The 22,672-nt window shown below is 66.1% G+C and carries 25 protein-coding genes and 1 tRNA gene; 9 read left to right on the top strand and 17 right to left on the bottom strand.

From position 1 onward, the window contains the following. Positions 1–29 precede the first annotated feature (29 nt). On the bottom strand, positions 30–344 hold the full coding sequence (locus ACJH6H_RS21290; protein ID WP_406775749.1) for a hypothetical protein: 315 nt from the start codon (positions 342–344) through the stop codon (positions 30–32). A 232-nt stretch (positions 345–576) separates the two neighbouring features. Between ACJH6H_RS21290 and ACJH6H_RS21285 the strand changes: the two genes are divergently transcribed. Genes ACJH6H_RS21285 through ACJH6H_RS21275 form a run of 3 tightly spaced genes read left to right on the top strand, consistent with a single transcriptional unit; the run spans position 577 to position 2,189 of the window. Continuing rightward, the gene (locus ACJH6H_RS21285; RefSeq protein WP_212812451.1) at positions 577–912 is read left to right on the top strand and encodes a hypothetical protein; all 336 of its coding nucleotides are present in this window, start codon (positions 577–579) and stop codon (positions 910–912) included. A gap of 8 nt (positions 913–920) precedes the next feature. Next, complete coding sequence (locus ACJH6H_RS21280) at positions 921–1,820, top strand: hypothetical protein (RefSeq protein WP_318987128.1); 900 nt, start codon at positions 921–923, stop codon at positions 1,818–1,820. 60 nt (positions 1,821–1,880) lie between these two features. Beyond that, positions 1,881–2,189, top strand: a complete 309-nt coding sequence (locus ACJH6H_RS21275) for a hypothetical protein (protein WP_406775748.1) — start codon at positions 1,881–1,883, stop codon at positions 2,187–2,189. Positions 2,190–2,327: 138 nt separating this feature from the next. On the opposite strand, the gene ACJH6H_RS21270 is transcribed toward ACJH6H_RS21275, so the two are convergent. Both ACJH6H_RS21270 and ACJH6H_RS21265 read right to left on the bottom strand, forming a co-directional pair. Continuing rightward, entirely contained in the window at positions 2,328–2,726 is a 399-nt protein-coding gene (locus ACJH6H_RS21270) for a DUF4267 domain-containing protein (RefSeq protein ID WP_406775747.1), read from the bottom strand. 66 nt (positions 2,727–2,792) lie between these two features. Further along, positions 2,793–4,211, bottom strand: a complete 1,419-nt coding sequence (locus tag ACJH6H_RS21265; RefSeq protein WP_406775746.1) for an SDR family NAD(P)-dependent oxidoreductase — start codon at positions 4,209–4,211, stop codon at positions 2,793–2,795. A 99-nt stretch (positions 4,212–4,310) separates the two neighbouring features. Here ACJH6H_RS21265 and ACJH6H_RS21260 point away from each other — a divergent pair, with 99 nt between their 5' ends. Continuing rightward, positions 4,311–4,901, top strand: coding sequence for a TIGR03086 family metal-binding protein (locus ACJH6H_RS21260; protein WP_406775745.1), 591 nt, complete (start codon positions 4,311–4,313; stop codon positions 4,899–4,901). 49 nt (positions 4,902–4,950) lie between these two features. Here ACJH6H_RS21260 and ACJH6H_RS21255 read toward each other — a convergent pair whose 3' ends face one another. The 6 genes from ACJH6H_RS21255 to ACJH6H_RS21230 form a co-directional block, all read right to left on the bottom strand. Further along, the gene (locus ACJH6H_RS21255) at positions 4,951–5,151 is read right to left on the bottom strand and encodes a hypothetical protein (RefSeq protein ID WP_406775744.1); all 201 of its coding nucleotides are present in this window, start codon (positions 5,149–5,151) and stop codon (positions 4,951–4,953) included. A 320-nt stretch (positions 5,152–5,471) separates the two neighbouring features. Beyond that, a complete protein-coding gene (locus ACJH6H_RS21250) occupies positions 5,472–6,065 on the bottom strand; it encodes a DsbA family protein (RefSeq protein WP_406775767.1) in 594 nt (197 codons plus the stop codon). Positions 6,066–6,161: 96 nt separating this feature from the next. Next, positions 6,162–7,646, bottom strand: a complete 1,485-nt coding sequence (locus ACJH6H_RS21245) for a SulP family inorganic anion transporter (RefSeq protein ID WP_406775743.1) — start codon at positions 7,644–7,646, stop codon at positions 6,162–6,164. A gap of 29 nt (positions 7,647–7,675) precedes the next feature. Next, positions 7,676–8,425, bottom strand: a complete 750-nt coding sequence (locus ACJH6H_RS21240) for an ABC transporter ATP-binding protein (protein ID WP_061007257.1) — start codon at positions 8,423–8,425, stop codon at positions 7,676–7,678. Further along, entirely contained in the window at positions 8,422–9,309 is an 888-nt protein-coding gene (locus tag ACJH6H_RS21235) for an ABC transporter permease (protein WP_110766992.1), read from the bottom strand. Before ACJH6H_RS21235 ends, ACJH6H_RS21240 begins: the two co-directional genes overlap by 4 nt. Positions 9,310–9,337: 28 nt before the next feature. Next, complete coding sequence (locus tag ACJH6H_RS21230) at positions 9,338–10,789, bottom strand: ABC transporter substrate-binding protein (protein WP_064857943.1); 1,452 nt, start codon at positions 10,787–10,789, stop codon at positions 9,338–9,340. Positions 10,790–10,990: 201 nt separating this feature from the next. Here ACJH6H_RS21230 and ACJH6H_RS21225 point away from each other — a divergent pair, with 201 nt between their 5' ends. Both ACJH6H_RS21225 and ACJH6H_RS21220 read left to right on the top strand, forming a co-directional pair. Continuing rightward, positions 10,991–11,359 (top strand): YidH family protein, encoded by a 369-nt coding sequence (locus tag ACJH6H_RS21225; protein WP_061007259.1) that lies wholly within the window; start codon positions 10,991–10,993, stop codon positions 11,357–11,359. Next, positions 11,356–11,676 (top strand): DUF202 domain-containing protein, encoded by a 321-nt coding sequence (locus ACJH6H_RS21220; protein WP_064857928.1) that lies wholly within the window; start codon positions 11,356–11,358, stop codon positions 11,674–11,676. The genes ACJH6H_RS21225 and ACJH6H_RS21220 overlap by 4 nt, the downstream gene beginning before the upstream one ends. 4 nt (positions 11,677–11,680) lie before the next feature. On the opposite strand, the gene gyrB is transcribed toward ACJH6H_RS21220, so the two are convergent. The 4 genes from gyrB to ACJH6H_RS21200 all read right to left on the bottom strand — a co-directional run bounded on the left by gyrB (position 11,681) and on the right by ACJH6H_RS21200 (position 16,879). Beyond that, a complete protein-coding gene (gene gyrB / locus ACJH6H_RS21215; protein WP_406775742.1) occupies positions 11,681–13,594 on the bottom strand; it encodes a DNA topoisomerase (ATP-hydrolyzing) subunit B in 1,914 nt (637 codons plus the stop codon). Positions 13,595–13,656: 62 nt separating this feature from the next. Further along, complete coding sequence (locus ACJH6H_RS21210) at positions 13,657–15,009, bottom strand: arylsulfatase (protein ID WP_406775741.1); 1,353 nt, start codon at positions 15,007–15,009, stop codon at positions 13,657–13,659. A 70-nt stretch (positions 15,010–15,079) separates the two neighbouring features. Then, the gene (locus ACJH6H_RS21205) at positions 15,080–15,784 is read right to left on the bottom strand and encodes a GntR family transcriptional regulator (protein ID WP_061007295.1); all 705 of its coding nucleotides are present in this window, start codon (positions 15,782–15,784) and stop codon (positions 15,080–15,082) included. 219 nt (positions 15,785–16,003) lie between these two features. Continuing rightward, positions 16,004–16,879, bottom strand: coding sequence for a formylglycine-generating enzyme family protein (locus ACJH6H_RS21200; protein WP_406775740.1), 876 nt, complete (start codon positions 16,877–16,879; stop codon positions 16,004–16,006). Positions 16,880–16,966: 87 nt separating this feature from the next. Here ACJH6H_RS21200 and ACJH6H_RS21195 point away from each other — a divergent pair, with 87 nt between their 5' ends. After that, the gene (locus ACJH6H_RS21195; protein ID WP_406775739.1) at positions 16,967–17,845 is read left to right on the top strand and encodes an NYN domain-containing protein; all 879 of its coding nucleotides are present in this window, start codon (positions 16,967–16,969) and stop codon (positions 17,843–17,845) included. Positions 17,846–17,882: 37 nt separating this feature from the next. Here ACJH6H_RS21195 and ACJH6H_RS21190 read toward each other — a convergent pair whose 3' ends face one another. Both ACJH6H_RS21190 and ACJH6H_RS21185 read right to left on the bottom strand, forming a co-directional pair. After that, positions 17,883–18,905 (bottom strand): hypothetical protein, encoded by a 1,023-nt coding sequence (locus ACJH6H_RS21190; RefSeq protein WP_061007265.1) that lies wholly within the window; start codon positions 18,903–18,905, stop codon positions 17,883–17,885. Continuing rightward, positions 18,893–20,038, bottom strand: coding sequence for a glycosyltransferase (locus ACJH6H_RS21185; protein WP_234785414.1), 1,146 nt, complete (start codon positions 20,036–20,038; stop codon positions 18,893–18,895). Before ACJH6H_RS21185 ends, ACJH6H_RS21190 begins: the two co-directional genes overlap by 13 nt. 411 nt (positions 20,039–20,449) lie before the next feature. Here ACJH6H_RS21185 and ACJH6H_RS21180 point away from each other — a divergent pair, with 411 nt between their 5' ends. Next, positions 20,450–20,608, top strand: coding sequence for a hypothetical protein (locus ACJH6H_RS21180; protein WP_406775738.1), 159 nt, complete (start codon positions 20,450–20,452; stop codon positions 20,606–20,608). Between the two features lie 3 nt (positions 20,609–20,611). Here ACJH6H_RS21180 and ACJH6H_RS21175 read toward each other — a convergent pair whose 3' ends face one another. Continuing rightward, the gene (locus ACJH6H_RS21175; RefSeq protein WP_406775737.1) at positions 20,612–21,700 is read right to left on the bottom strand and encodes a fatty acid desaturase family protein; all 1,089 of its coding nucleotides are present in this window, start codon (positions 21,698–21,700) and stop codon (positions 20,612–20,614) included. Positions 21,701–21,922: 222 nt separating this feature from the next. Here ACJH6H_RS21175 and ACJH6H_RS21170 point away from each other — a divergent pair, with 222 nt between their 5' ends. Continuing rightward, positions 21,923–22,054, top strand: a complete 132-nt coding sequence (locus tag ACJH6H_RS21170; RefSeq protein WP_110784233.1) for a hypothetical protein — start codon at positions 21,923–21,925, stop codon at positions 22,052–22,054. 408 nt (positions 22,055–22,462) lie between these two features. On the opposite strand, the gene ACJH6H_RS21165 is transcribed toward ACJH6H_RS21170, so the two are convergent. Further along, positions 22,463–22,549, bottom strand: a tRNA-Leu gene (locus tag ACJH6H_RS21165). Positions 22,550–22,672: the final 123 nt, after the last annotated feature.

Genomic DNA, 22,672 nt, shown 5'->3' with positions numbered 1-22,672 from the left:
AGATGCGCTCACTGTGCGCGAGACCCCGTTCACGGACACTTCTCGGTATCCCGCACCACCCCAAACCTGACCGCGGTACTCGTCGTGATCGTCGCCCCCGCCGCCGGCGTGGACGTACACACCTGCCAGTTGCGATCGATGATCTGCGCCCGGCCCTTCCCGGTCAGGTCCGTCGACCCGCTGAACCACACCGCACCCCGGGTCAGCGACTGGATCGCATCCTGAGCACCCTGCAGATCCATCCCAACCAGGTTCGGCATCGTCCACGACGGCTCGGCCGCGGCCACCGGACTCCACGCAACAGCCGCCCCGACCGTCATCGCAGCCACCAACAGTTTCTTCATGTCTTCCTCCTGATTTGAGTGAGCCGCACATCGTCGCACCACCCACCGACAAGTTCGACGGCCTATCAATCCGGGCCTAATGTGGAAATTGGACGACCTAGTCAAATAAGGCGGGCAATGGCGATACGCGAGGCGACACAACAGATCCCGGGTTCAATTCCCGGCGACTGTCAGCCACGCGTATCGCAAAGGTTCTCGTCACAAGGCACAACACCGATCAGGAGGCCCCACCATGGCTGATGCACAATCGCTCCAGACCGACATCTCCGGCGTCACCGCCAACGGCATGCCCGAACCCTGGCGCCGCGTCCTGGCCCGCCACCCCCGCAACATCGGCGACATCGTCGACGACCCCAACCGCGGCCCATGGAACTCCACCCACAACGGCCAGAACTACCAGGGCACCTTCGACGCCTTCGAACAGCAGGTGACCACCGCCGAGCAGATCGCCTGGGTCCACACCTTCAGCGACGGCATCACCCGCGACAGCGGCGACGTGCTCATCGAGCTCATGGAGTTCGCCATCCAGTGGCGCAAAGCAAACGGACTCCCCACCACCGCGAAATGAGCTGAGCGATGACCACTTTCAGTGATATCGCCGCCAACATCTCGGGCGTTTACCACGTCCGCCACGCCGTCCTTACCTTTGCCGGCACGTGGGCCGCCCCCGGCACCGGCTATCCCTCCGACGTCGTCCACGCTGCCGACCCCGACCTCGTCTTCGAAGTCCCCATCCAGGCCCCTTGGACGTTCGGCCCCATCCCGCCCGGCGCGCCGCTATCCCCCAGCTACGCCGAATCGGTGCGGATCGCGGTCACCAACGCGATCGGCTGGATCAACAACTACCCGAAGCAGACCTTCGCCCTCGGCGGCTACAGCCAGGGCGCCGAGGCCGCCTCCCGGGTCCTCGCCGAGATCATGACCGGCAGTCTGCAGTGGGCCCGGCCAAACCTGATCGGCGGCTACACCTTCGGCAACCCCTGGCGCCTGACCGGCCACACCTTCCCCGGCGGCACCGATCCCGGCGGCCGCGGCATCGCCGTCACCAACCTGACCGCCGCGCAAATCCCCAAGGACGCCAATGGCATTGACACCTGGTGGGACTTCGCCAACCCCGGCGACCTCTACACCACCACCCCCAACAACCAGGCCGGCCGCGACATCACCGCCGTCTACAAGGCCGCCGTCCAACTCGGCATCAGCATCAACGCCGCCGTCGCGCTGATCGCCGGACTCACCGGCCAGGGCAGCCTCGCCCAGCAGGTGCTGGCGTTCGTCACCGACCCGATCGTGGGCGGCCCAGCACTCGTCGAGGCCATCGACCGCGCCGTCGCCTTCTACGCGACCAACCCGCCGACTCTGCCGCACATCACCTACGAGTACGTCGACGCGCTCCCCCACCAGAGCTCGGTGCAGGTCGCCACCAACCACCTCAACCAGATCGCCGCGGCCACCGCGGCGCGGATGGCGGCCTAGACGATCGACGCTGCCGCCGTCCGTCGAATTCGTCGGCGCGCGTGATTATTGTCTGCAGGTATGGACGAACACCGCGAGCAGTCGTTGGCCGAGTGGGCGCATGAGTACAACGGCTATGAGCGGTTGGCGAGTGACCCGAGTCTGCTTGGTGATCTCATGCGAACTCTCCAAGACGAATACCGCCGCACCAACGAAATCCCCGAATGGGCCGGCGTTGATCTACTGCGTGGTTGGGCGTTCTTCTGCGTACGCGCGCATCGTTTCGGCGGCTATGGCCCGCTGGGTGAGGAGTTCCCGGAGTTCTACGCGATCGTCGACGCATTGCACCGGCACCCCGCCGCAACAGAGGCCGAACGTCCGCCCGTCTAGTGACGTGTGCTCACGCCGATGTGCGGCTTTATGAGGCGATACGCCGAGCGGCTCATCGGACACGACGGCACGCTCTTCGCAGGTCCGCGAGAGATGACGACCATCTGCTCCACAACAGGCGCCTCAACTTCGCTCGGGTCAGGACGTAGCGGCAGCTCCCACAGCAACAGACCGGCGCCGCGTCGCACCCCACAACCCGACACCGATCCCGACGACGGCGCCGCCGAGCCCGATGTACTTCTGCGACGACCGCATCTCGTGATGAACACCCATGCCGCCCAACAGATCTGCGGCATCCGCACCACCGGAGGCCAGGAACCAGCCTCGGGTGTCCCGGCCACGCAGTGCCGCCGACGCGAGCAGCCCACCGATCAGCGCATCGCGGTAACCCATCGAGTGCAGCAGCAACCACGTGGATCCCGTCGGCTTCTCGGGGTCACCCCACAACCGATTCGCCCGCGCCGGGTCGACCAGAAACGATACCCCCGACGCCAGGCGGATACCACCGACGACGAGCCCAACACGGTCGATCGACATGATTCGCAGCGTAGGGCCTCACTTCACCGGGTGTGGGCAAGTTGGAAGCCCACGAACGTCACGGACCTACCAAGGACTCTTCGCGTAATCCTTCAAGAAGCACCCGTAGAGGTCCTCGCCCAATTCCCCGCGCACAATCGGGTCATACACGCGCGCAGCACCATCCACCAGATCCAGCGGCGCGTGGAAGCCTTCCTCGGCCAGCCGCAGCTTGGTGGGATGCGGGCGTTCGTCAGTGATCCAGCCGGTGTCGACGGCGGTCATGAGAATGCCGTCCTGCTCCAGCATCTCGCCCGCACTGGTGCGGGTCAGCATGTTCAGCGCGGCCTTGGCCATGTTGGTGTGCGGATGCCCGGGCCCCTTGTAGCCGCGGCTGAACTGGCCTTCCATCGCCGACACGTTCACCACGTACTTGCGCCGGGCGGACGAGGCGGCCATAGCCGGGCGCAGCCGGCTCACCAGAATGAACGGCGCCGTCTGGTTGCACAACTGCACCTCGAGGAGCTCCATCGCATCGACCTCGTGCACGCGTTGGGTCCAGCTGTTGATCGACGCGGTATCCGGCAACAACCCGCCCGCGTCGATCGCGAGGCCGGCGGCGATCCGCTCCGGCGATGCGCTACGCGCTTGCAGCGCAAGCTCGGTCAGGGCGTGCGGGGCCGGGTGCTCACCGAGACTGCCGGCCAGGGCGTGCGGATGCGCGTCACTGACATGGTCGAAGGTGATGACGTCCACCAGCTCGGGCGGCGGGGTGCGCTCGGCCTCCACCAGCGCGGCGTACGAGCCCGGCGGGCGGCGCACCGTCTGCGCGGCATTGTTGATCAGGATGTCCAGCGGCCCTTGCGCGGCCACCTCGTCGGCCAGCGCGACCACCTGGGCCGGGTCCCGCAGGTCGATCCCCACGACCCGCAGCCGGTGCCGCCAGTCGGCGCTGTCCTCCATCGCGGCGAAGCGCCGCACCGCGTCGTTGGGGAAGCGGGTGGTGATCGTGGTGTGCGCGCCGTCGCGCAACAGCCGCAGCGCGATGTACATGCCGATCTTGGCGCGGCCACCAGTGAGCAACGCGGTACGACCGGTCAGGTCGGTGCGGGCGTCGCGCTTGGCCCGGTTGAAAGCGGCGCAGTTGGGGCACAGCTGGTGGTAGAAGGCGTCGACCACCGTGAAGTGGTTCTTGCAGATGTAGCAGTGCTGTGAGCGCAGCAGCGTGCCCGCCGAGGCGCCGACTGCGGTGGACACCAACGGCAGACCCTGCGTCTCGTCGTCGATCCGTCCCGGCGCACCCGTGGCGGTCGCGGCGATGACCGCGCGATCAGCGGCCGCAATCCGGTCGCGTGCGGCGGCCCTGCGCTCCTTCTTCAGCTCCTTGAACATCTTCGCGGTGGCCTGGCGTACAGCGACGGCGTCGGGATGCTCGGGCGGCAGCCCGCTCACCTCAGACAGCACCTTCAGGCAGGTGCTGAGCTGGTCAGGATCGATCGCGGTCACCGTGGAAGGGTACGGGGACGGGGCCTGAACAGGCCAATTAGCGAACCGGCTCCCCCGATTCGTCGACCGATGTCGGTGCCTGCTCGTACCGTGGCCCTTATGAGCGAAGACACGACTCCCGAGCTTGGCGGGTTGGCTGTCGAGGCCCTCGACCTGCTCACCGCTGCCGTCCGTGACGTCCCCGCCGACCGCTGGGACGACCCGTCGATTCTGCAGGACTGGACGCTGCGTGAGTTGGTGGCGCACGCGACGGGCAGCGCCACCCGAATCATCGTGCTCGCCGAGGACGGCGAGCTGTGGGACGGTCCTTCTGAACCGTCGGACTGGATGTACGACAACCCGGCAGATCAACTGAGCGCGTTGGGCATTCGCCTTCGCGACGCGCTGCCTAACGCGGATCTGGATGCGCCGCGCAAGTCCCCGCAGGGCGAGGTCCCCCTGCGCCGGGCGCTGCTGTTCCCGATCGCCGATCTGGCTCTGCACACGTGGGATCTGCGCCAGTCCCTCGGCGAGTCGATCGAGCTGCCCGACGACCTGCTCACCCTGGCCGAAGGGCTGGTCCACTCGGTGCCGGAACAGATGCTCCGGCGTCCGGGTGCGTTCGGTCCGGAGCAACCCGCGCCGGCGGGTTGTTCGCGCACCACCAAGCTGCTCGCGTTCCTCGGCAGGGCGGTCAGCCCCAGTGCGTAAGGCCGCCCCGTCGCGATGACAGGGGCGGCCTCAGCGGTGACGGAAAGTCTCAGCGGTGGTTGTGCTGGTGGTGGTGATGCACCGGGCTGCCCGGCTGCGGGGCGTTCTGCTGGTGCGGGAACGCGTGGTGCGTGCCGACGGGGCTGCTCGCGGTCGTGACGTCGGCGTGCGCGGTGGCGGCGCCCAGAAAGATGACGGTGGGCGCGGCGGCGAGGGCGAATCCGGCGGCGATGCGGCGGGTGATATTCATGTCGACTCCTTTGTGCGGGAAGGCTTTTCAAGTTCTTTCCGGTGTGTTCCGGTGTTGAACCAAGAATGCCGCGCACAGCAGTCGAGCTGTATCCGCCGACCGGCCCCTCCGCCGGGTGAAACTCCTGTCCCCCGATCAGGGGACAAGAACCGACGCCATAGCGACCTGGTCGAACCGGCAGGCGCTACGCCGAACGTGTCGCCTGCCGAGATGCCATGCCGCGACGGACCATGCCAAGCGCCACGCTCGAGGCAGGAAGCCGGGACGACCCCGTGCCCCGGCCGCGCGATCCGAGCAAGTCGGGGGCCGTCCTCGACGGGTCAGGCCGGAAGCCGGCTCAGCCACTCCTCGTCGTTGATGACCTGTCGATCGATGACCACCAGCGGCACGCCCGGCTCCGGGAACTCGTGCAGGAGTTTGAGGTTGTTGGCCGCGATGACGCGAGAGTCGTAGCCGACGGGCAGGCCGAGCCGGATCAGGTCCTGCGCCGACTGCGGCGCCCCCGCCCGGCCCGCCAGCTCAGCCAGCTGGTCGTTGTTCAGGTCCGTGTCGCCGCCCTCACGCGGCTGGTGCTCCTTCGCGAAAATCTGCTGGATGAAGCGCCATGCGACGTCACTCGACTTCGACTCGCCGGCCGTGACGAAGGCCGCGTAGATCGCGCGCCGGTCGTATGTGCCACTGGCCGAATACTTTTCGAGGAAGTTCACGAATCGCACGTTCACCCGCAGCGCGCCGTTATCGATGCGCCGCCCCAGTTCGTCGCCGTCGGACCGGATCAGCTTGCCGCTGAAGGGGCAGATGGGATCGAGGTAGAGGTCGATCTGCCCGAGCGCGTTGGGGTCACCGATGGAGATGACATCACCGGCAGGCGTGGCAGCGGCGGCGTGCGCCTGGCCCGCGATCGGTCCGCCCATGAGCAGTCCGATGAGCAGCCCGACCACGACACCGAGGACACCTCGCCAGTTCACGTTCACGCCTCCATCATGGCGCAACGTCGCAACCCGCCGCCGCTAAATCCCGAGGCGCCCCGACAACCGGTTCAGCCGGTCCGCGCTCGCGTCATCAAGCCCGACGAACCGCACCGCCTTTCCTCGCGACGCGTACTTCACCCGGATGGCATCCAGCGTCGCCACCGACGAGGCATCCCACACCGCGGTGCCCGACAAGTCCACGACGACGTCGGCGGGGTCACCCGCGTAGTCGAACTGATGAATCAGGTCATTGCTCGAGACGAAGAACAGGTCGCCGCTCACCCGGTATATCCCCGGTTCCACCACCGACACCGACGTGAAATGCGCGACCCGGCGGGCGAACGCCACCATCGCGGCCAGCACCCCGAGCGCGACGCCGATCGCCAGGTTTCCGGTGGCGACCGTCGCGCACACCGTGATGACCATCACAAGAGTTTCGCTGCGCGGCAACACTTTCAGTGTCCGCGGCGCCACGCTGTGCCAGTCGAAGGTGGCCACGGACACCACGATCATCACCGCGACCAGGGCCGCCATCGGAATCCGTCCGACCAGGTCCCCGAGGGCCAGCACGAGGATCAACACGAACACCCCGGTCAGCAGCGTCGAGAGCCGCGTCCGGGCGCCGGCGATCTTGACGTTCATCATCGTCTGCCCCACCACCGCGCAACCACCCATGCCGCCGAACAGCGCCGTCACCACGTTGGCGATGCCCTGCCCGCACGCCTCGCGGGTCTTGTTCGACGGAGTGTCGGTGATGTCGTCGACGAGCTTGGCCGTCATCAACGATTCGAGCAGCCCGACCAGCGCTGCGCCCACCGCGTACGGCGCGATGATCTGCAGCGTCTGCACGGTGAATGGAATATCCGGAATGCCGGGCAGCGGCAGCGAATCCGGCAGGGCCCCTTGATCTCCCACGTTGGGTACGTGCCACCCGAAGGCCACGACGGCGACCGTCAGCACCAGCACCACGACCAGCGGCGGCGGCACCGCGGTGGTCAGCTTGGGCAGCAGCACCATGATCGCGATGCCCGCCGCGGTGAGCGGATACACCAGCCACGGCACGTCGATCAGATGCCGGAGCTGGGCGACGAACACCAGGATCGCGAGCGCGTTGACGAAGCCGACCATCACGCTGCGCGGGATGAACCGCATCAGCTTGGCGACTCCGAGGAACGCCAGCAGCATCTGGATCACCCCGGCCAAAGCGATGGTGGCCACCAGGTACCCGACGCCGTGTTCGTGGGCCACCGGCGCCACGACCAGTGCCACCGCCGCCGTCGCGGCCGACACCATGGCCGGGCGTCCCCCGGCGAACGCGATGGTGATGGCCATCGTCACCGACGAGAACAGCCCGACGCGAGGATCGACGCCCGCGATGACGGAGAAGGCGATGGCCTCCGGGATCAGCGCCAGCCCGACGACCAGACCGGCCAGCACCTCGGTGCGCAGCACGGCGGGTGACAGCAGCGACGGTCGCTCGGGGCGGGATGCGGGCGCGCGGAACCCAGGCAGGGTGATGCTCATCGAATCTCCTTGGCGGGAAGCCAGTTTGGTCAGGCGGCCGGGCGATGACCGAGGAAGTCCAGGATGTCGCGGCGGCGCCGCTGGTAGGACTCCTCGAATTGCGCCTCGGGGGTGCGGGGTTGCTCGATGGTGATGACGTCGGCGACGGTGGCGGGCCGGTGGCTGAGCAGGACGACCCGGTCGGCCAGCAGCAGCGCCTCGTCGACGTCATGGGTGACGAACAGCAGCGTCATCTTATGTTGCTCCCACACCGACATCAGCAACTGCTGCATCTCCAGCCGCGTCTGCGCATCGAGGGCGCCGAACGGCTCGTCCATCAACATGACCCGCGGCTTGCAGGCCAGGGTGCGGGCCAGCTGCACCCGCTGCCGCATGCCACCCGACAGCTGACTCGGCAGATGGTGCAGGTAAGCACCGAGGCCGACCTGCTCGAGCCGCGCCGTCGCCGTCTCCTTGAGCTCCTTGCCGCGCACGCCACGGAGCTTGAGCGGGAACTCGACGTTCTTGAGCGCGCTGCGCCACGGGAACAGCGCATCCTCCTGAAACACCATGGCGCACTGTGCCGCATTGCCGGTGACGGGTGCGCCGTCCACAGTGGCAGTGCCGCCCATGGGCTTGAGCAGCCCGGCCAGCGCCCGCAGGATGGTCGACTTGCCGCAGCCGGACGGCCCGAGGAAGACGACCACTTCGCCGCCCTCGATGGCCAGGCTGATGTTGGCCGCGACGACACCGTTGAAGCCCAGTTGCAGCTGCTGCAGATCGACAGCGCCGGCGCTCATCGGGCGGCCCTCGGCAGCCAGCGGTTGACCCGCCGTCCGACGCGCTCCACCAGCCACGCGGTGCCGAGGCCCAGCGCACCGATGGAGATCATGCCGACCACCACGCCGGCGTAATCGAGCAACCCGTAGGCCTGCCAGGTGTAGTAGCCGATGCCGTACTGGCCCGAGATCATCTCCGCGCTCACCACGCAGATCCACGCCACACCCATCGCCACCGAGAGTCCGGCGAAAATCCCCGGCAGCGCACCCGGGATGATCACGTGGAGCAACAACGACATTCGTCCCGCACCCATGGTCTGCGCGGCTTCCTCCCACACCTTCGGCATCGAGTCCATGGCGTGGATGGTGCTGACCACCACCGGGAAGAACGCGGCGAAGAACGTGATGAAGACGATGCCCTGCTCGCTGGACGGGAACAGCAGGATGGTAAGCGGCACCAGCGCGATCGCCGGGATGGGCCGGATCAATTCGATGAACGGCCGCAACGTCATTCGGGCGATCTCCGAGCGGCCGATCAGCACGCCCAACCCGATGCCGACCACCGCGGCCAGGCCGAAGCCCAGCAGGATGCGCTGCAGGCTTGCCAGCAGGTCGTCGTAGAAGCCGCCCGAGCTGGCCCGCGTCAGCAGCGTGTGGAACACGGCCTCCGGTGCCGGCATCCGGTTGAAGCGCAGCCAGGCGACGACGTTGTGGGCCGTCAGCAGATGCCACAGCGTCAGGAAGACGGCGATCGGGATCAGCGGCAGCAGCAGCGCCGGCACCCGGCGTGCGGCGGACGTCGACAGCAGAGCAGTCATCTTGTGCCGCATCGGTTTTCCGGTCCGGTTCGCCGGCGACCACAGGCGAGGGACGGCCAACGTGGGTCTGGTCATGAGCTCGGTCATGCGTTTCCTTTCTCTCCTGCTGGTGTGATCAGCCCGCGGTGCGGGATTGGCCGATGGCGGCGGTGTAGCCGATGGCGGCTGCTTGTGGGTGGGTGGTCCGGTAAGTGTCCGCACCGGCGGCGGTGGCGAACGGCTTGTACCGCTGGGTCGGCGGTGCATCCGGATCGTCGAGCCAGACAGCGTGATCGGCGAAGATGCGCAGCCCGGTCAACGTGTCGGGCACGTAGGCGGCCCGGACGTGCGGTGTCGCGGCCAGCCGGCGCAGCAGGCAGCTCGGGGTGGCCGAGACCGCGGTGGTGCTGCCGGATGCCCACACTTCGGAGGCCTGCGCCGCGTCGTTGACCGGTAGTCCGCAGACCTCATCGAAACCGGTGAGCGTCATCGGATTGGCCACGCTGGCCTGCCGCTGCGCGTAGTCGGGTCCGAACAGCTGCCGCAGGTATCCGTCGTTGACGAATTTGGGCACGTCGAAATCCTTTGTCACCGCGCCGCGTCCGACCAGGTAGGCCTTGATCGGCTTGAATGCCGCGAGCACCTGGTCCTTGAGTGTCATATCGAAACTCACGAAGCCGTTGGGGCCGTTGTACAGATAGATCACCTCGGGCTCGATCCCGGTGAGCGCGCTGACCCGCAGAGCCGACTTGAGCGGATGCGCGACGATCTCGTCGGTGGTGCTCTTCATGGCCCGCAGGAACGCCGCCATCACCTCGGGATGGCCGTCGACGAACTGCCGGCGCGCGACGACGCCGTGGAAGGTCGGCACGTTGTTGTCGCCGCCGTCGTAGAGCAGCCGGCCCTGGTTGCGGTAGATCACCAGCTGCGGCCACGGCACGAACTGCGCCAGGGCGTCGACCTGACCGCCGTCGATGGACGACGCGCCGACCGACGGATCCTGGTTGACGACGTGCAGCGAGTCCTTGCTGACGCCAACGGTTTGCACCGCGGTCGACAACATGCCGTCGCCGGCCGAGCCGAGGCTGGTGGACACCTTCTTACCGCTCAGGTCGGCGAGGGTGCGCGCCGACGAGTCCGACCGCACCACCACCTGGTTCAGCGATCCGCGCAGGTTGTAGCCGGTGGTGGCGACCAATTCCGTTGCCGCGTCATCGTATTTGCGGGTCTTGGAGCCGTTGGTCAGCAGCGGGTAGTCGCCCATCGAACCGATGTCGACGTGGGTGGCGATCATCTGCGCCGTCAGCGGCGCACCGGACGCGAAGTCCTGCCACACCACTCGGTACTTCGTGTTGGTGGCCGCGCCCAGTTCTTTGAGCTGGTTCTCGAAGTCGCCGCGGTCGCGCAGCAAGGTGCCGGCGTTAACGGTGTTGATGGTCTTCGACTGATAGCCGACGTTGACGACGACCGTGGGTTCCGACAGCAGACCGCACCCCGTCAGCAGTTGGGCCCCACCAACCGTGAGTGCGGTCAGCAGAGCAACCGAGCGGGCCTGCCACGGGCTGCCAGTGCGCTGTTGCTTGTCCATGTCCACAAGGGTCAACCGTTTCTGTTACCTCGCTGTCATCTGAGGTTGCGCGGTAGTTACGCCATCTTCGACGGTGGAAACCGCAGGTCAGATGCCCATTCGACCGGATTGCGCCGCGCCGCGGATACCGCGAATTAACACTCTGTTACGCCACCTCGGACGCCCTGGCACGACACAGAGTTTTCGGAAAGTCTTGTAGCCATGGACATTTCGAGCGTGACGGCCGCGCGTACCCCGATCGAGCCCGATTACCGGTTCACCCTCGCCAATGAGCGCACGTTCCTGGCGTGGCAGCGCACGTCGCTCGGACTGATGGCCGCCGCGGTGGCTGTTGTCCAGTTCATGCCGGAGCTGGCCATCCCGGGCCTGCGGCACGTCCTGGGCGTCGGCGTCGGAATCATGGCCGTGTTGACGGCGGTCGCGGGACTGCGGCGCTGGAGCCAGGTGGACCGGGCCATCCGCAACGACGAGCCGCTGCCGCAGGCCTCCGCTCCCACCTTCCTGACCACCGGCCTGGCGCTGATCGGACTGATCACCGTCGTCCTGGCGCTCAGCGCCACGGTGCGATGACGGTCGCCCAGGATCGCGGGCTGCAGGCCGAACGCACAGCCCTGGCCTGGAACCGGACAGCGCTGGCGATCGCGACCTCGGGAGTTCTGGTGTTGCTGCGCAACGTCGATACCTTCCGCGTCGGCCACAACGCGACACGGATCGTCCTTGTGGCCGCCGTCGCGGTGCTCGCCGCCGTGGTGTGCCGGATCGGGGCGAGCCGGCGTCGACAGCTGGCCCACGGGCAGTACTCCGGTATGCGGTACCTGCCTGCTGTTGGACTCGCGGTGATCGCCGAGGGCGTGCTGGTGCTGATGTATCTCATGCCACTCGGCTGATGCATCACACGTCGAGGAAGCGAATGTCCTTGGCGTTGCGCACGATAAAGCTGCGGCGGGCTTCGACGTCCTCGCCCATCAGGATCGAGAACAGTTCGTCGGCGGCCGCGGCGTCGTCGAGCGTGACCTGACGCAGCACCCGGACGGACGGATCCATCGTGGTCTCCCACAGCTCCTTGGCGTCCATCTCACCCAGACCCTTGTAGCGCTGGATGCCGTCATCCTTGTTGATCTTCTTCCCTGCTGTGAGCCCCGCATCCAGGAGCGCGTCACGGTGCCGGTCGGAGTACGCGAATTCCGGTTCGCCGCGTTGCCATTTCAGCTTGTACAGCGGCGGCTGCGCCAAAAACACATGACCATGCTCGATGAGTGGTCGCATGAAGCGGAACAGCAGCGTCAGCAGCAGCGTCGAGATGTGCTGGCCATCGACGTCGGCGTCGGCCATCAGCACGATCTTGTGATACCGCAGCTTCGACAGATCGAACTCGTCGTGGATACCGGTGCCCAGCGCCGTGATGATGGCCTGCACCTCGGTGTTCTTCAATACCCGGTCGATGCGTGCTTTCTCGACGTTGATGATCTTGCCGCGAAGCGGCAGGATCGCCTGGAACATCGAATCCCGACCACTCTTGGCCGAGCCCCCGGCCGAATCACCCTCCACCACATACAGTTCCGACTTGCTCGGATCGGTGGAACGGCAGTCCGCCAGCTTGCCCGGCAGGCCACCGATGTCGGTCGCACTCTTGCGGCGCACCAGCTCGCGCGCCCTCCGCGCGGCGACACGGGCCTGCGCCGACGACGCCACCTTGGTGACGATGACCTTCGCCTCCGCCGGATTCGCCTCGAACCAGTGCGTCAGCTCCTCATGGCACACCTTCTGCACGAACGAGCGGACGGCCGCGTTCCCGAGCTTGGTCTTGGTCTGCCCTTCGAACTGCGGCTCGGCAACCTTCACGGAGATGATCGCGGCCAGGCCCTCCCGGATGTCGTCACCGGTGAGATTCGGGTCTTTCTCCTTGAGCAGTTTCTTGTCTTTGGCGTACCTGTTCACCATGCTCGTCAGCGCCGCGCGGAAACCCTCCTCGTGCGTGCCACCCTCGTGGGTGTTGATGGTGTTCGCGAAGGTGTGCACCGACTCCGAGTAGCCGGCGTTCCACTGCATCGCGACCTCGACCTCGTGGCCGTCCCCCGCGCCGTCGAACGCGATGATGCTCGGCTGGATGGGCTCTTTCACCCGGTTGATGTGGCGGACGTAGTCGATCAGCCCACCCGGGTGGTGGAAGACGCGGGTCTCCGGGTCGGGCACGCGCCGGTCGGTCAGGGACAGCACGAGCCCCTTGTTCAGGAACGCCATCTCCTGCAGGCGCCGCGCAATGGTCTCGGCGTTGTACTCGGTGGTCTCGAAGATTTCTGGGTCCGACCAGAATCGGACCGTGGTGCCGGTGCGGGTCGACGGCTCGCCCTTCTGCAGAGTGCCGGGCTCCGAGCGGTCGTAGTGCTGGAACCATTCGTACCCGTCCCGGTTTATGCACACCTCGAGCCGTGTCGACAACGCGTTGACCACCGAGACCCCGACGCCATGCAGGCCACCGGACACCTGATAGGAGTCGCCGTCGAACTTGCCGCCGGCGTGCAGTTGGGTCATCACGACGTCGACGGTGGGAATTCCCGTGGCGTGCATGGCAACCGGGATGCCGCGGCCGTCGTCGCTGACCTCGACGCCGCCATCGGGCAGGAGTGTGACGTCGACGCGGCTGGCGTGGCCGGCCATGGCTTCGTCGACGCCGTTGTCGACCACCTCCCACACCATGTGATGCAGGCCGCGCTCGCTGGTCGACCCGATGTACATACCGGGCCGTTTCCGGACGACGTCGAGCCCTTCGAGGATCGTGATCGATTGGGCACCATAGCTGGACACGGCTGCACTCCTTCGACAGTCGAGTACGGCCCCTGACGTGCAGGGGCCGTACTCCGCTGGTGTTACTGGTTGCGTTCGGGGACGAAATCGATGGGCGCCCCGGCCGGGATGAGTTGTTCGGTCTCGACGCTGGCTTCGAATTCCTGGATGAACCGGTAGGCGTGTTGCATGACCCACCACCGCACCCAGGTCTGGTTGACGGCCTCGCGTTCCTTCGGGTCCTCGAGGAGGTTGGTGATGCGGGCGAAGCCCAACGGGATCTCCGGGTCGTGGAAGTGCTGCTGCCGCTTGAAGTTGATCTTGAACTGCGACCACTTCACCGCGTGCAGCTCCTCGTTGAGCCAGACCATGCAGCCGTCGCGCTTGGATTCCTCTGCCCCGCCGAAGAATTCACGCTGATCGATGCCGTCGATGATGCGGTCGTCGGGCACGTCGCAACCCACCCAGCGCAGCAGCGTCGGGAACATGTCGGTGACGTGCACCATCTCGTTGCTCTCCCGCACCGGCACATGACCGGGCCACCGGATGAGGCACGGTGTCCGGATGCCGCCCTCGGCCGAGCTGAAGTAGGAGCCGTCGAAGAAGCCCGCGGTACCCCGGCCGGCCAGGTGATCCTCGGCGCCGTTGTCGCCGGCCATGATCACGATGGTGTTGTCCTCGATGCCCAGCTCTTTGAGGTAGTCCAGGATGCTGCCGAAGTCGTGGTCGAGCATCAGCAGCGAGTCACCCCAGTTGCCGTTGGTGCTCTTGCCCTTGAACTCCGGGCGGACTTCCATCGGGAAGTGCATCAGCGAGTGGTTGTGGTACAGGTAGAACGGCTTGCCCGCATCGACGCTGCGCTTCATGAAAGCTTTTGCCCGGCGGTCGTATTCGCCGTCGACCTCGCCCTTGAGCTTGACCGTCAGCTGCTGGTCGGTGGTCGTGACGCCACCTTCCTTGGTGCCGTCGTACATGTAGGAGTAGCCGTCACGCTCGGCTTTGTACCAGGGGTCGTCGGGCCACAGGCACTCGTCGTAGGTGCGGGCCGGGCCGTACCACTCGTCGAAACCGTGATCGGTCGGCCAGCGGCCGTCCTCCGCACCGATGTGCCACTTACCGAAACAGGCTGTGGCATAACCTGCTTCGGACAGGATGTCACCCATGGTACGTTCCCACGCCACGATGCCGCCGCCGTTGCCGCCGAGCGCGATGGTGTGGTTGCCGGACCGGATCGGGTACCGGCCCGTCATCAACGCCGAACGGGTTGGCGTGCACTGTGGTTCGACGACAAAGTGCGACAGCTTGAGCGACTCGGCCGCGAAGGCGTCCATCCGGACCGTGTCGGCCCCGCGCAGGATGCCGCCGCCGTAACAGCCGAGCTCCCCCATGCCGAGATTGTCGACGTGAAAATAGACGATGTTGGGTTGTTCGGGCATGGTTGTACTACCTCTCTATCGATTGTGTTAATCGGTAAGGGGATTGGGTGATTGACTGCTGAAGTGCCGGCTACGGTGGCGGCGGCGCGGAGTCTCGTGCGGCGGTGGTGATCAACGAACAGCGGTCGCCGCGGTACCGCACGGTTTCAAGGTCGAAGGGGGTGCCGTCTTCGAGGTGGGTCAGCCGGTGCAGCAGCAAAAGCGGTGCGCCGGGACGGATTTGCAGGAGCTTGGCAGTGTCGGCATCAGCTGAGACCGATTCGACGGTGATCTCGGCCCACCCCAGGCGCATCCCGAGTTCGGTCTCGATCAGCGAGAAGACGTCCTGGTCGGCCAGATTGGCGTCGACCGGGATGGCCCCGATCCGCAGCGACGTGGTGTCCAGCGACAGCGGCACCCCGCCCACCGACCGCAGGCGCTCGATGAAGAGTATCGGCGCGCCCTCGGCCACTTGGAGTTTCGCCGCGACGAACGGGGAGGCGACCGACTCACGTGCCGACATCACGGTGTTCTCCACCGGAAGTTGATGCCCGGCAAGCGATTCGGCGAGGCCTTCCAATCGGTCGATCCGCTGGCTGAGCTTCGCACCCGTGACGAACGTCCCGGCACCCTGCACACGGGTGATCAGTCCCTCACCTCGCAGGAGTTCCAGCGCCTCACGAATTGCGTTGCGGCTCACGCCCAATTCGGCGGCCAGCTCGTTCTCCGGGGGCAACATCGGGCGCGCCGCGGCCAGGCCGCCGTACACGCCGTCGAGGATCTGGCCACGCAACACGTCGCGCGCCCACCGGGCCGCGTCGGCGCGGGTGCCCGCATACTCCCGGGCCGCAGGACGGGGAAAGTCCTTCGGCGGGATGTGCGGGCGGCGGGTCATGAACTCACTGTGCCACCGATGACCACAGGTGGCGATACGTAGCGTGTTACGCCACCCGATCGAAGGTAAAGCCCTAGGCCAGGGACTATGCGGCGGCGTTTAGAGGCCGCTTTCGCCACCTCAATCGGCGATGCAGCGGAAGCCGATGTGCGACGTCGCACTGTCCTGCGACTGCGACGACCGCGCCGCCGGCCGGTACCGATGGCAATATTCCGGTGCGCACAGGTGCGAGCCGCCCTTGAGGGTCTGCATCACCGACGGGTCACCGCTGGGCGGCGGACAGCAACCGGACACCTGGGGACGCGGCTGGTGCCGAGGCGTGTAGCGGGTGCGGGTCCATTCCCACACGTTGCCGATCATGTCGAACAGGCCAAAACCGTTGGGCGGGAACGTGCCAACCGGCGAAGTGCCGGCCCAGCCGAGAGCGCCGTCGTTGCGATACGGGAACTGGCCCTGCCAGGTATTGGCCATCAGCTGCCCGTCGGGCCGGACCTCGTCACCCCAGGCGTACACCGTCGTCGCCCCGGCGCGGGCGGCGTACTCCCACTGTTCCTCGGTCGGCAACCGCCTACCCGCCCAGGCGGCGTAGGCCGCGGCGTCGGGGTAAGCGACCTGCACCACCGGATGATCGAGCCGGTCCTCGATGGATGAGTCCGGCCCCTTCGGGTGCTTCCAACACGCTCCGGGCACCCACGTCCACCAGGCCCGCCAGTTCCGCAGGTCCACCGGGCCCGCCGTCGGCTGGAACACCAGCGCGCCGGGGACGAGGTCGTCGGCCGGGACGCCCGGGAACAGCGCCGGATCGAGTTCTTGCTCGGCGACCGTCACGTGCCCCGTCTCCGCCACGAAGTCGGCGAACTGGGCGTTGGTGACCGGGTGCCGTTCGATCGAGAACGGCGCGACCGTCACCTCATGCACCGGCGCTTCCTCCGGGTAGAAGTCATGCGATCCCATGCGGCAAGACCCGCCGGGGAGGGCGGTCAGTTCGGTCAACATCCCGACAGGCTATGCATTCCGGGCTCAATATGGGCGGCCGAGTGGGTTCCCCGCCACTTCCCGCATGCCATGCACCACACTGGGCAGATGACTGACACCGCCGCGACCCGCGTCGCGGTCTACCTGGACTTCGACAACATCGTCATCTCGCGCTACGACCAGGTCCACGGCCGCAACTCTTTTCAGAAGGACAAGGCCAAAGGACTCGATCCCGACCGATTGACGACGGCTACCGTCGACGTCGGGGCAGTCCTCGACTTCGCTTCGTCCTTCGGCACGCTGGTACTCACCCGCGCCTATGCCGACTGGTCCGCCGAGGTGAACGCGGGTTACCGACAGCAGCTCGTCGGCCGTGCCGTCGACCTCGTACAACTGTTCCCCGCCGCGGCCTACGGTAAGAACGGCGCCGACATCCGGCTGGCCGTCGACACCGTCGAAGACATGTTCCGGCTGCCCGACCTCACCCACGTCGTCATCGCGGCGGGCGATTCCGACTACATTCCGCTGGCTCAGCGCTGCAAGCGCCTCGGCCGGTATGTAGTCGGGATCGGCGTGGCGGGCTCGTCGAGCCGAGCACTCGCCGCGGCGTGCGACGAGTTCGTCACCTACGACGCGCTGCCCGGCGTCCCGGCGCTGGAAACCCCGTCCGCACCCGCGCCGCCGAAGCGCACCCGTCGCGCCGCCAAGACCGAGAACGACGAGCCTGAACCGCCAGACCCGCAGACTTCCGCCAGTGCCCTGCTGACCCGCGCGTTGCAGATCGGGCTGGAGAAGGACGACGTCGACTGGCTGCACAACTCCGCGGTCAAGGCACAGATGAAGCGGATGGATCCCTCGTTCAGCGAAAAAGCTTTGGGATTCAAGTCTTTCAGCGATTTCCTGCGCTCGCGAACCGACGTCGTCGAGTTGGACGAGAGCTCAACGACGCGAATGGTGCGGTTGCGCGCAACGACCGCGGACAACTGATCAACGCACCGGAAGACCAGCACCCGCCGCGCGGAAGTCATTGCGTCACGGCGATCAGTCGGTGCGCCTGCTGAAATGTGGATAGCACCGCGAGCGTCGACTCGGCGCCCTGATCGGGGTTGGCGCCGTCGGCGTGCAATCCGTTGAATCCGCCGCCGGTTGCCGGATCCCACATCACAGCTCCGACGTCGTTGACGCCCTGGAACCACGCCGCAGCAGCCCGCACGGTATTGGGCCAGATGGCACTGGCATCAACGCCCGCGGCTCGGGCGCAGGCATCGGCAAGCGCCGCCACTTCAACCGGCTGCTGATCGAAGCCTGGCCGCGCTTCCTCGGCCGCCCAGCCGCCGACAGGACACACCGACAGGCGCCCGTCAATGGTTTCGCAATCGATCAGCCACTCCAGAAGGTCCAGTCCGCGCTGGCATAGCGCCGAATCCCCGCGCGCATCGCCGGCGGCGATCATCGCCTCGGGTAGCAATGCGTTTGCGCATGTCAGGCGAGCCTCCGGCCACGGCCAATCCGAATCATCACCCGGCGCCGCAACACCTGTGGCGTAGTCGTCGATGAGCCGGTGCGCCTCAACATGGCCGGGATCGACCTTGAGCAACTCCGCGGCACCGAGTGCCGCGAATGCCATCGCCCGAGGCCGCGTGGAGCGACCACGAACAGAGCGCCCGAACTGCACCACCGACAGACTACGGACCAAACCGAGATCGCTGTGTGCGGCGGCCGTGCCCAAGCTCCACAGGCATCGACCCCAGCAGTCGTCGAAAGCGAAATCGTCAGCCCAGTGGCCGTTACGGTCCATCCGATTACGGCAGCCACCCGAGAATGATTGCGCGCCGTTCAGGAACTTCACCGCCAACTTGGCCAGCACGTGGACTTCGTCGCCGGCGTCCGGCTCACGGCTGGCCACTACCAGGACCCTGGCCATATCGTCGGTGCAGTAGCCACTCTCGCGGCGTGGTTCTACGCCACAGGCACACGCGAAAGTGCCCTGCCGATCGGTCATCGCAAGCAGGTGGTCGAACTTGGGGTACGGCACTACCCCAGCCACATCCGCTCCGGCCTTCTGCTCAGAATATGTTGTGCCACAGCTTGATACGATCTGGCGATGATCGGCCACGTCATCGACGGGGCCAACCGCCGGGCCTCGGCGGCCATCGAGCCGGCCAATCTGGGCTGGGTCAGTACTGCATGCAGAGCCGACCGCAACGCCTCGGGGTCGTCATGGCCCACCACGATCCCCGCCCCGGTGGACAGCAATTCAGTGGCGTGGGGGAAAGCCGTCGCGACCACCGGTCGGCCGCTGGCGATGGCGTCGACCAAGACGCCAGAGGTCGTCTGATCGGTGGAGTCGTACGGCAGCACCACCGCCGCGGCGGACAGCATGAGCTCGATCAGAGACGACCCGTTGCGGTAGCCGGCATCGAAATGCACGGAGTGCCCTACGCCGGCGCGCTGGACCCTCTCGGTACAGGCATCGCGGTAGGCCTCGCCGTCGGCCGCCAGCACCCGTGGATGGGTCTGGCCGGCAACGAGATAACGCGGCCGGCCATTGAGGCGGTGCAGTGAATCCATCGCATCAATGACCCGCTCGATGCCCTTGCCCGGCCCCAGCAGACCCCAGGTCAACAGCGTCGGTCGTCCACCACGACCGGGGCGCACGCCGCTGGGGAGGGTCGCCCCACGCGCGATCATGGTGACTTTCCGCTGATCGACGTCGAACCCGTGACGCAGTTGCGCCCTGGCGGCCTCGGACAGCACCACTACCTGGTCAGCATGCGTCATCACCGCCTCCAGCACGGAGCGCTGGCGCCGGGTCGGATCCCTCGGAACCGTGTGGGCGACCACGATCGACGGCACCCGCAGCCCGCCGATGATCTCCACGACCTCATCTCCGTCAGTGCCGCCATAGATTCCGTAATCGTGCTGGATCACCGCGACGTCACTCTTGCTGAGCAGGTCCACGGCCGCGGCGACTGACGCCGGCGATCCGTTGACCAGTTCACCGACCACACGGCTATCGCTGGCAGAGCACCCATCCGCAACACGCACCACGCTCACGTCGGCGCCGTTGGCGGCCAACCCGCGACTCAGCGCCGCACTGAAAGCGGCCAGGCCACATCGCGTGGGTGGAAATGTGCCGAGGATCCCGAAACTTGGCGAGCCGGCACGTCCGGGATTCAGCACCTGGATATCCGAATACTGAGTGGAGATTTCACGGCAGTCCCGTCGCATAGAGGTCACCGATGTGTCCGGCGCGAGCGGCTGCTCGAGGAATTCAACGGCAAGATGCTGACTTGACTACGCCCGGCGGGCTGGTTGGTTCCCAACCCGTTCGACGCTACACCCGAAACGGCTGCCCCGACGGCCGGGGTGAAGATTCCTGCAGCTCAAACGGTGTAGTGTGGCACCTATCGAGAACTTGAGTTGTGTCGAGCCCACAGCATCGACGTGATCTCGCAGCGCCCCGGATCACCGTGGCGAACAACTTGCCGACCTGCCCGTCTGGGCGGCCGAAAGCCAAAGCCGAAGGCGCATAACGCATTCTGCCAATGCGCCGTCCTTCATCACCTAAGAGAACCAGAGGGAACGATCATGAATATCGCAACAAGGACCAAAACCGCTTGGAAAGCCACCAAGAGCTATTTCGGCTTCGGCATCGAAGACCGCGGTCCGTTCGACGAACAAAAGGCGCATCACGCAGCCGACGCCGGACAGGCGCGGACCAAAATCAAGGCCGTCTTCGACCACTGACGGCTATCCGCGGATGGCGGCCCAGCCGCTGTCCGGGAACGCCAGCCGGAAGTTGGTCCGCAGGGTCTGTAGGTACTGAGAGATGAGCGAGCCGGTGGTGTAGGGCAGGTCGTACTTCTCGCACAAGTCACGGACCCGGACACTGATCTGCGCGTACCGATTGCTCGGCAAGTCGGGAAACAGGTGATGCTCGATCTGGTAGCACAGGTTTCCACTCGAAAATGCCAGCACCGGACCAGCTTTGAAGTTCGCGGCACCCAGCATCTGTCTCAGATACCACTCTGCTCCGGTCTCGGTCTTCAGGACTTCCGGGGCGAACGTCTGCACGCCGTCGGGAAAATGTCCGCAGAAGATCACCACATACGACCAGAGGTTGCGCAGCAGGTTGGCGGTCGCGTTGGCGGTCAGCGTTCGGCGCCAGCGGCGCAGGCTGACCGCGGGCAGAACGACGTAATCCTTGACGGTCTGCCGCGCGATCTTCCTCAGCATCGCCTCCTTCGCAGCCTGCCTGCCGTCCTCGCTGCCTGCTCGTTCCGCTTCGGAGTGATAGCCATGGCGGGCGATTCCCAATTCGAAGACCAAGGCCAAGAACAGGTTTCGTAAAGGCTGCCACAGATCCGAGGGCTTCCACGGCTGATCACGGGTCACCCGCAATACTCCGAACCCGAGATCGTCATCCACGCCGACCACGTTGGTGAAGACGTGATGGCGGTAGTTGTGCGAGTACCGCCACTGCGCGGACGGCCCCATCATGTCCCACTCCCAAGTGTTCGAATGAATTTCCGGATCGTTCATCCAGTCCCATTGGCCGTGGCTGACGTTGTGCCCAATCTCCATATTCTCAACGGCTTTCGCATACGCCAACGCCACGACCCCCACCGCCCAACCGATCCTGGATCGGCTCCCGGCAATCTGCAGTCGAGCGACGACGTCCAGAGTCCGTTGAAACGCGATGGCGCGCCGGATATAGGTCGCATCCTTCGCGCCGAGGGATTCCTCGACGTCGGCGCGAACGGTGTCCAGTTCAAGACCGATCGCCTCGACGTCTGCCGGAGACAGACGGGCATACGCGGCAATATCACTGATGGGCAAAAGAATTCCGGTCCGTTGACGCGCGTGGCACCGGTCTCGGCCACCTGGGGTGCGTGTCCCACCAGCCTAGGCCCCATTTCGAAACGGCGCCATGGGGCGCTCACGCAGCGTTCGGACCAGGCGATGACGGCACGGCGCGCTCGAGCGCATTGCGTGGCCGTCCGCGGTGCGCGTAGGGTCAGGTGATTGGGACCGCACAGGCCCCCGAACAAAGGGGCTGTCATGTCTGACAAATCTCCGCGACAGAGCATGACCAAGAAGACCGGAAAGTCGCTCAAAGAGAAACGCGCCGAGAAGCGCGCCAAGACCGGTCAGGCGTCGACCGACGGCGTCTTGCATTCAAAGAAGCACTGACACAGGTAACGCCAAGCGGCTCAACGCTTTTCGTCGCCGCGATTGAACGATTCGGCGGTCGGCGATTGTCCGTGTCTGATCACTTGGCCGAATCTGGCTATCCTCCAAGCAGTTTCGACGGCCAACGCCCGATCGAACTCCGGCGGCGCGGGGGCGACGGTGGCTGATCCGTGCGAGTCGCCTAATGCAGGGTCTGCAGACGCTTCCGGCAGCGACGCCTGATCCGCGCATCGCCGCACGCCCTCCAGTCGACCGACTCAAGGCCCGCCGCTCTGAGTGCAGACAGAGCTCTTTGGATTCACCTCAACAATGCAAGAGCTGCCCAAACACAGGCCGGCGGGTCGATCGCTGCAGCGATCGACCCATACCAGGCCGTTCGCTCTCGCGATGAATGCAGCAAGCACTCTATGGTGCGGGCGGTGGGACTCGAACCCACAAACTCTCACGAGCACCGGCACCTAAAGCCGGCATGTTTGCCAATTTCATCACGCCCGCGGGCCCCCTGAGGATACCGGTACAGCACAGCCAGAACTTGTCGGACGAGGAATTGTCAATACCTGTGGATCGGCTTGTTTCAGGCGACCTCCGTTCCAGTTGATTCGGTCGGTGCCGAGTCCG

Source organism: Mycobacterium sp. SMC-21 (assembly GCF_045310825.1).
Taxonomy (GTDB): domain Bacteria; phylum Actinomycetota; class Actinomycetes; order Mycobacteriales; family Mycobacteriaceae; genus Mycobacterium.
The sequence above is the reverse complement of the archived record's forward strand: the minus strand, read 5'-3'. Positions and strand labels throughout refer to the sequence as shown.

Excerpts from the sequence above, each read along its gene's own strand:
- ACJH6H_RS21245 (WP_406775743.1), bottom strand. The coding sequence starts at position 7,646 with ATGAGCATCACCCTGCCTGGGTTCCGCGCGCCCGCATCCCGCCCCGAG.
- ACJH6H_RS21285 (WP_212812451.1), top strand. The coding sequence starts at position 577 with ATGGCTGATGCACAATCGCTCCAGACCGACATCTCCGGCGTCACCGCC.
- ACJH6H_RS21200 (WP_406775740.1), bottom strand. The coding sequence starts at position 16,879 with ATGTTGACCGAACTGACCGCCCTCCCCGGCGGGTCTTGCCGCATGGGA.
- ACJH6H_RS21180 (WP_406775738.1), top strand. The coding sequence starts at position 20,450 with ATGAATATCGCAACAAGGACCAAAACCGCTTGGAAAGCCACCAAGAGC.
- ACJH6H_RS21195 (WP_406775739.1), top strand. The coding sequence starts at position 16,967 with ATGACTGACACCGCCGCGACCCGCGTCGCGGTCTACCTGGACTTCGAC.
- ACJH6H_RS21255 (WP_406775744.1), bottom strand. The coding sequence starts at position 5,151 with ATGAATATCACCCGCCGCATCGCCGCCGGATTCGCCCTCGCCGCCGCG.
- ACJH6H_RS21230 (WP_064857943.1), bottom strand. The coding sequence starts at position 10,789 with ATGGACAAGCAACAGCGCACTGGCAGCCCGTGGCAGGCCCGCTCGGTT.
- ACJH6H_RS21260 (WP_406775745.1), top strand. The coding sequence starts at position 4,311 with ATGAGCGAAGACACGACTCCCGAGCTTGGCGGGTTGGCTGTCGAGGCC.
- ACJH6H_RS21290 (WP_406775749.1), bottom strand. The coding sequence starts at position 344 with ATGAAGAAACTGTTGGTGGCTGCGATGACGGTCGGGGCGGCTGTTGCG.
- ACJH6H_RS21250 (WP_406775767.1), bottom strand. The coding sequence starts at position 6,065 with ATGGGCGGACCGATCGCGGGCCAGGCGCACGCCGCCGCTGCCACGCCT.
- ACJH6H_RS21210 (WP_406775741.1), bottom strand. The coding sequence starts at position 15,009 with ATGCCCGAACAACCCAACATCGTCTATTTTCACGTCGACAATCTCGGC.
- ACJH6H_RS21170 (WP_110784233.1), top strand. The coding sequence starts at position 21,923 with ATGTCTGACAAATCTCCGCGACAGAGCATGACCAAGAAGACCGGAAAG.
- ACJH6H_RS21220 (WP_064857928.1), top strand. The coding sequence starts at position 11,356 with ATGACGGTCGCCCAGGATCGCGGGCTGCAGGCCGAACGCACAGCCCTG.
- ACJH6H_RS21225 (WP_061007259.1), top strand. The coding sequence starts at position 10,991 with ATGGACATTTCGAGCGTGACGGCCGCGCGTACCCCGATCGAGCCCGAT.
- ACJH6H_RS21275 (WP_406775748.1), top strand. The coding sequence starts at position 1,881 with ATGGACGAACACCGCGAGCAGTCGTTGGCCGAGTGGGCGCATGAGTAC.
- ACJH6H_RS21280 (WP_318987128.1), top strand. The coding sequence starts at position 921 with ATGACCACTTTCAGTGATATCGCCGCCAACATCTCGGGCGTTTACCAC.
- ACJH6H_RS21270 (WP_406775747.1), bottom strand. The coding sequence starts at position 2,726 with ATGTCGATCGACCGTGTTGGGCTCGTCGTCGGTGGTATCCGCCTGGCG.
- ACJH6H_RS21240 (WP_061007257.1), bottom strand. The coding sequence starts at position 8,425 with ATGAGCGCCGGCGCTGTCGATCTGCAGCAGCTGCAACTGGGCTTCAAC.
- ACJH6H_RS21235 (WP_110766992.1), bottom strand. The coding sequence starts at position 9,309 with ATGACCGAGCTCATGACCAGACCCACGTTGGCCGTCCCTCGCCTGTGG.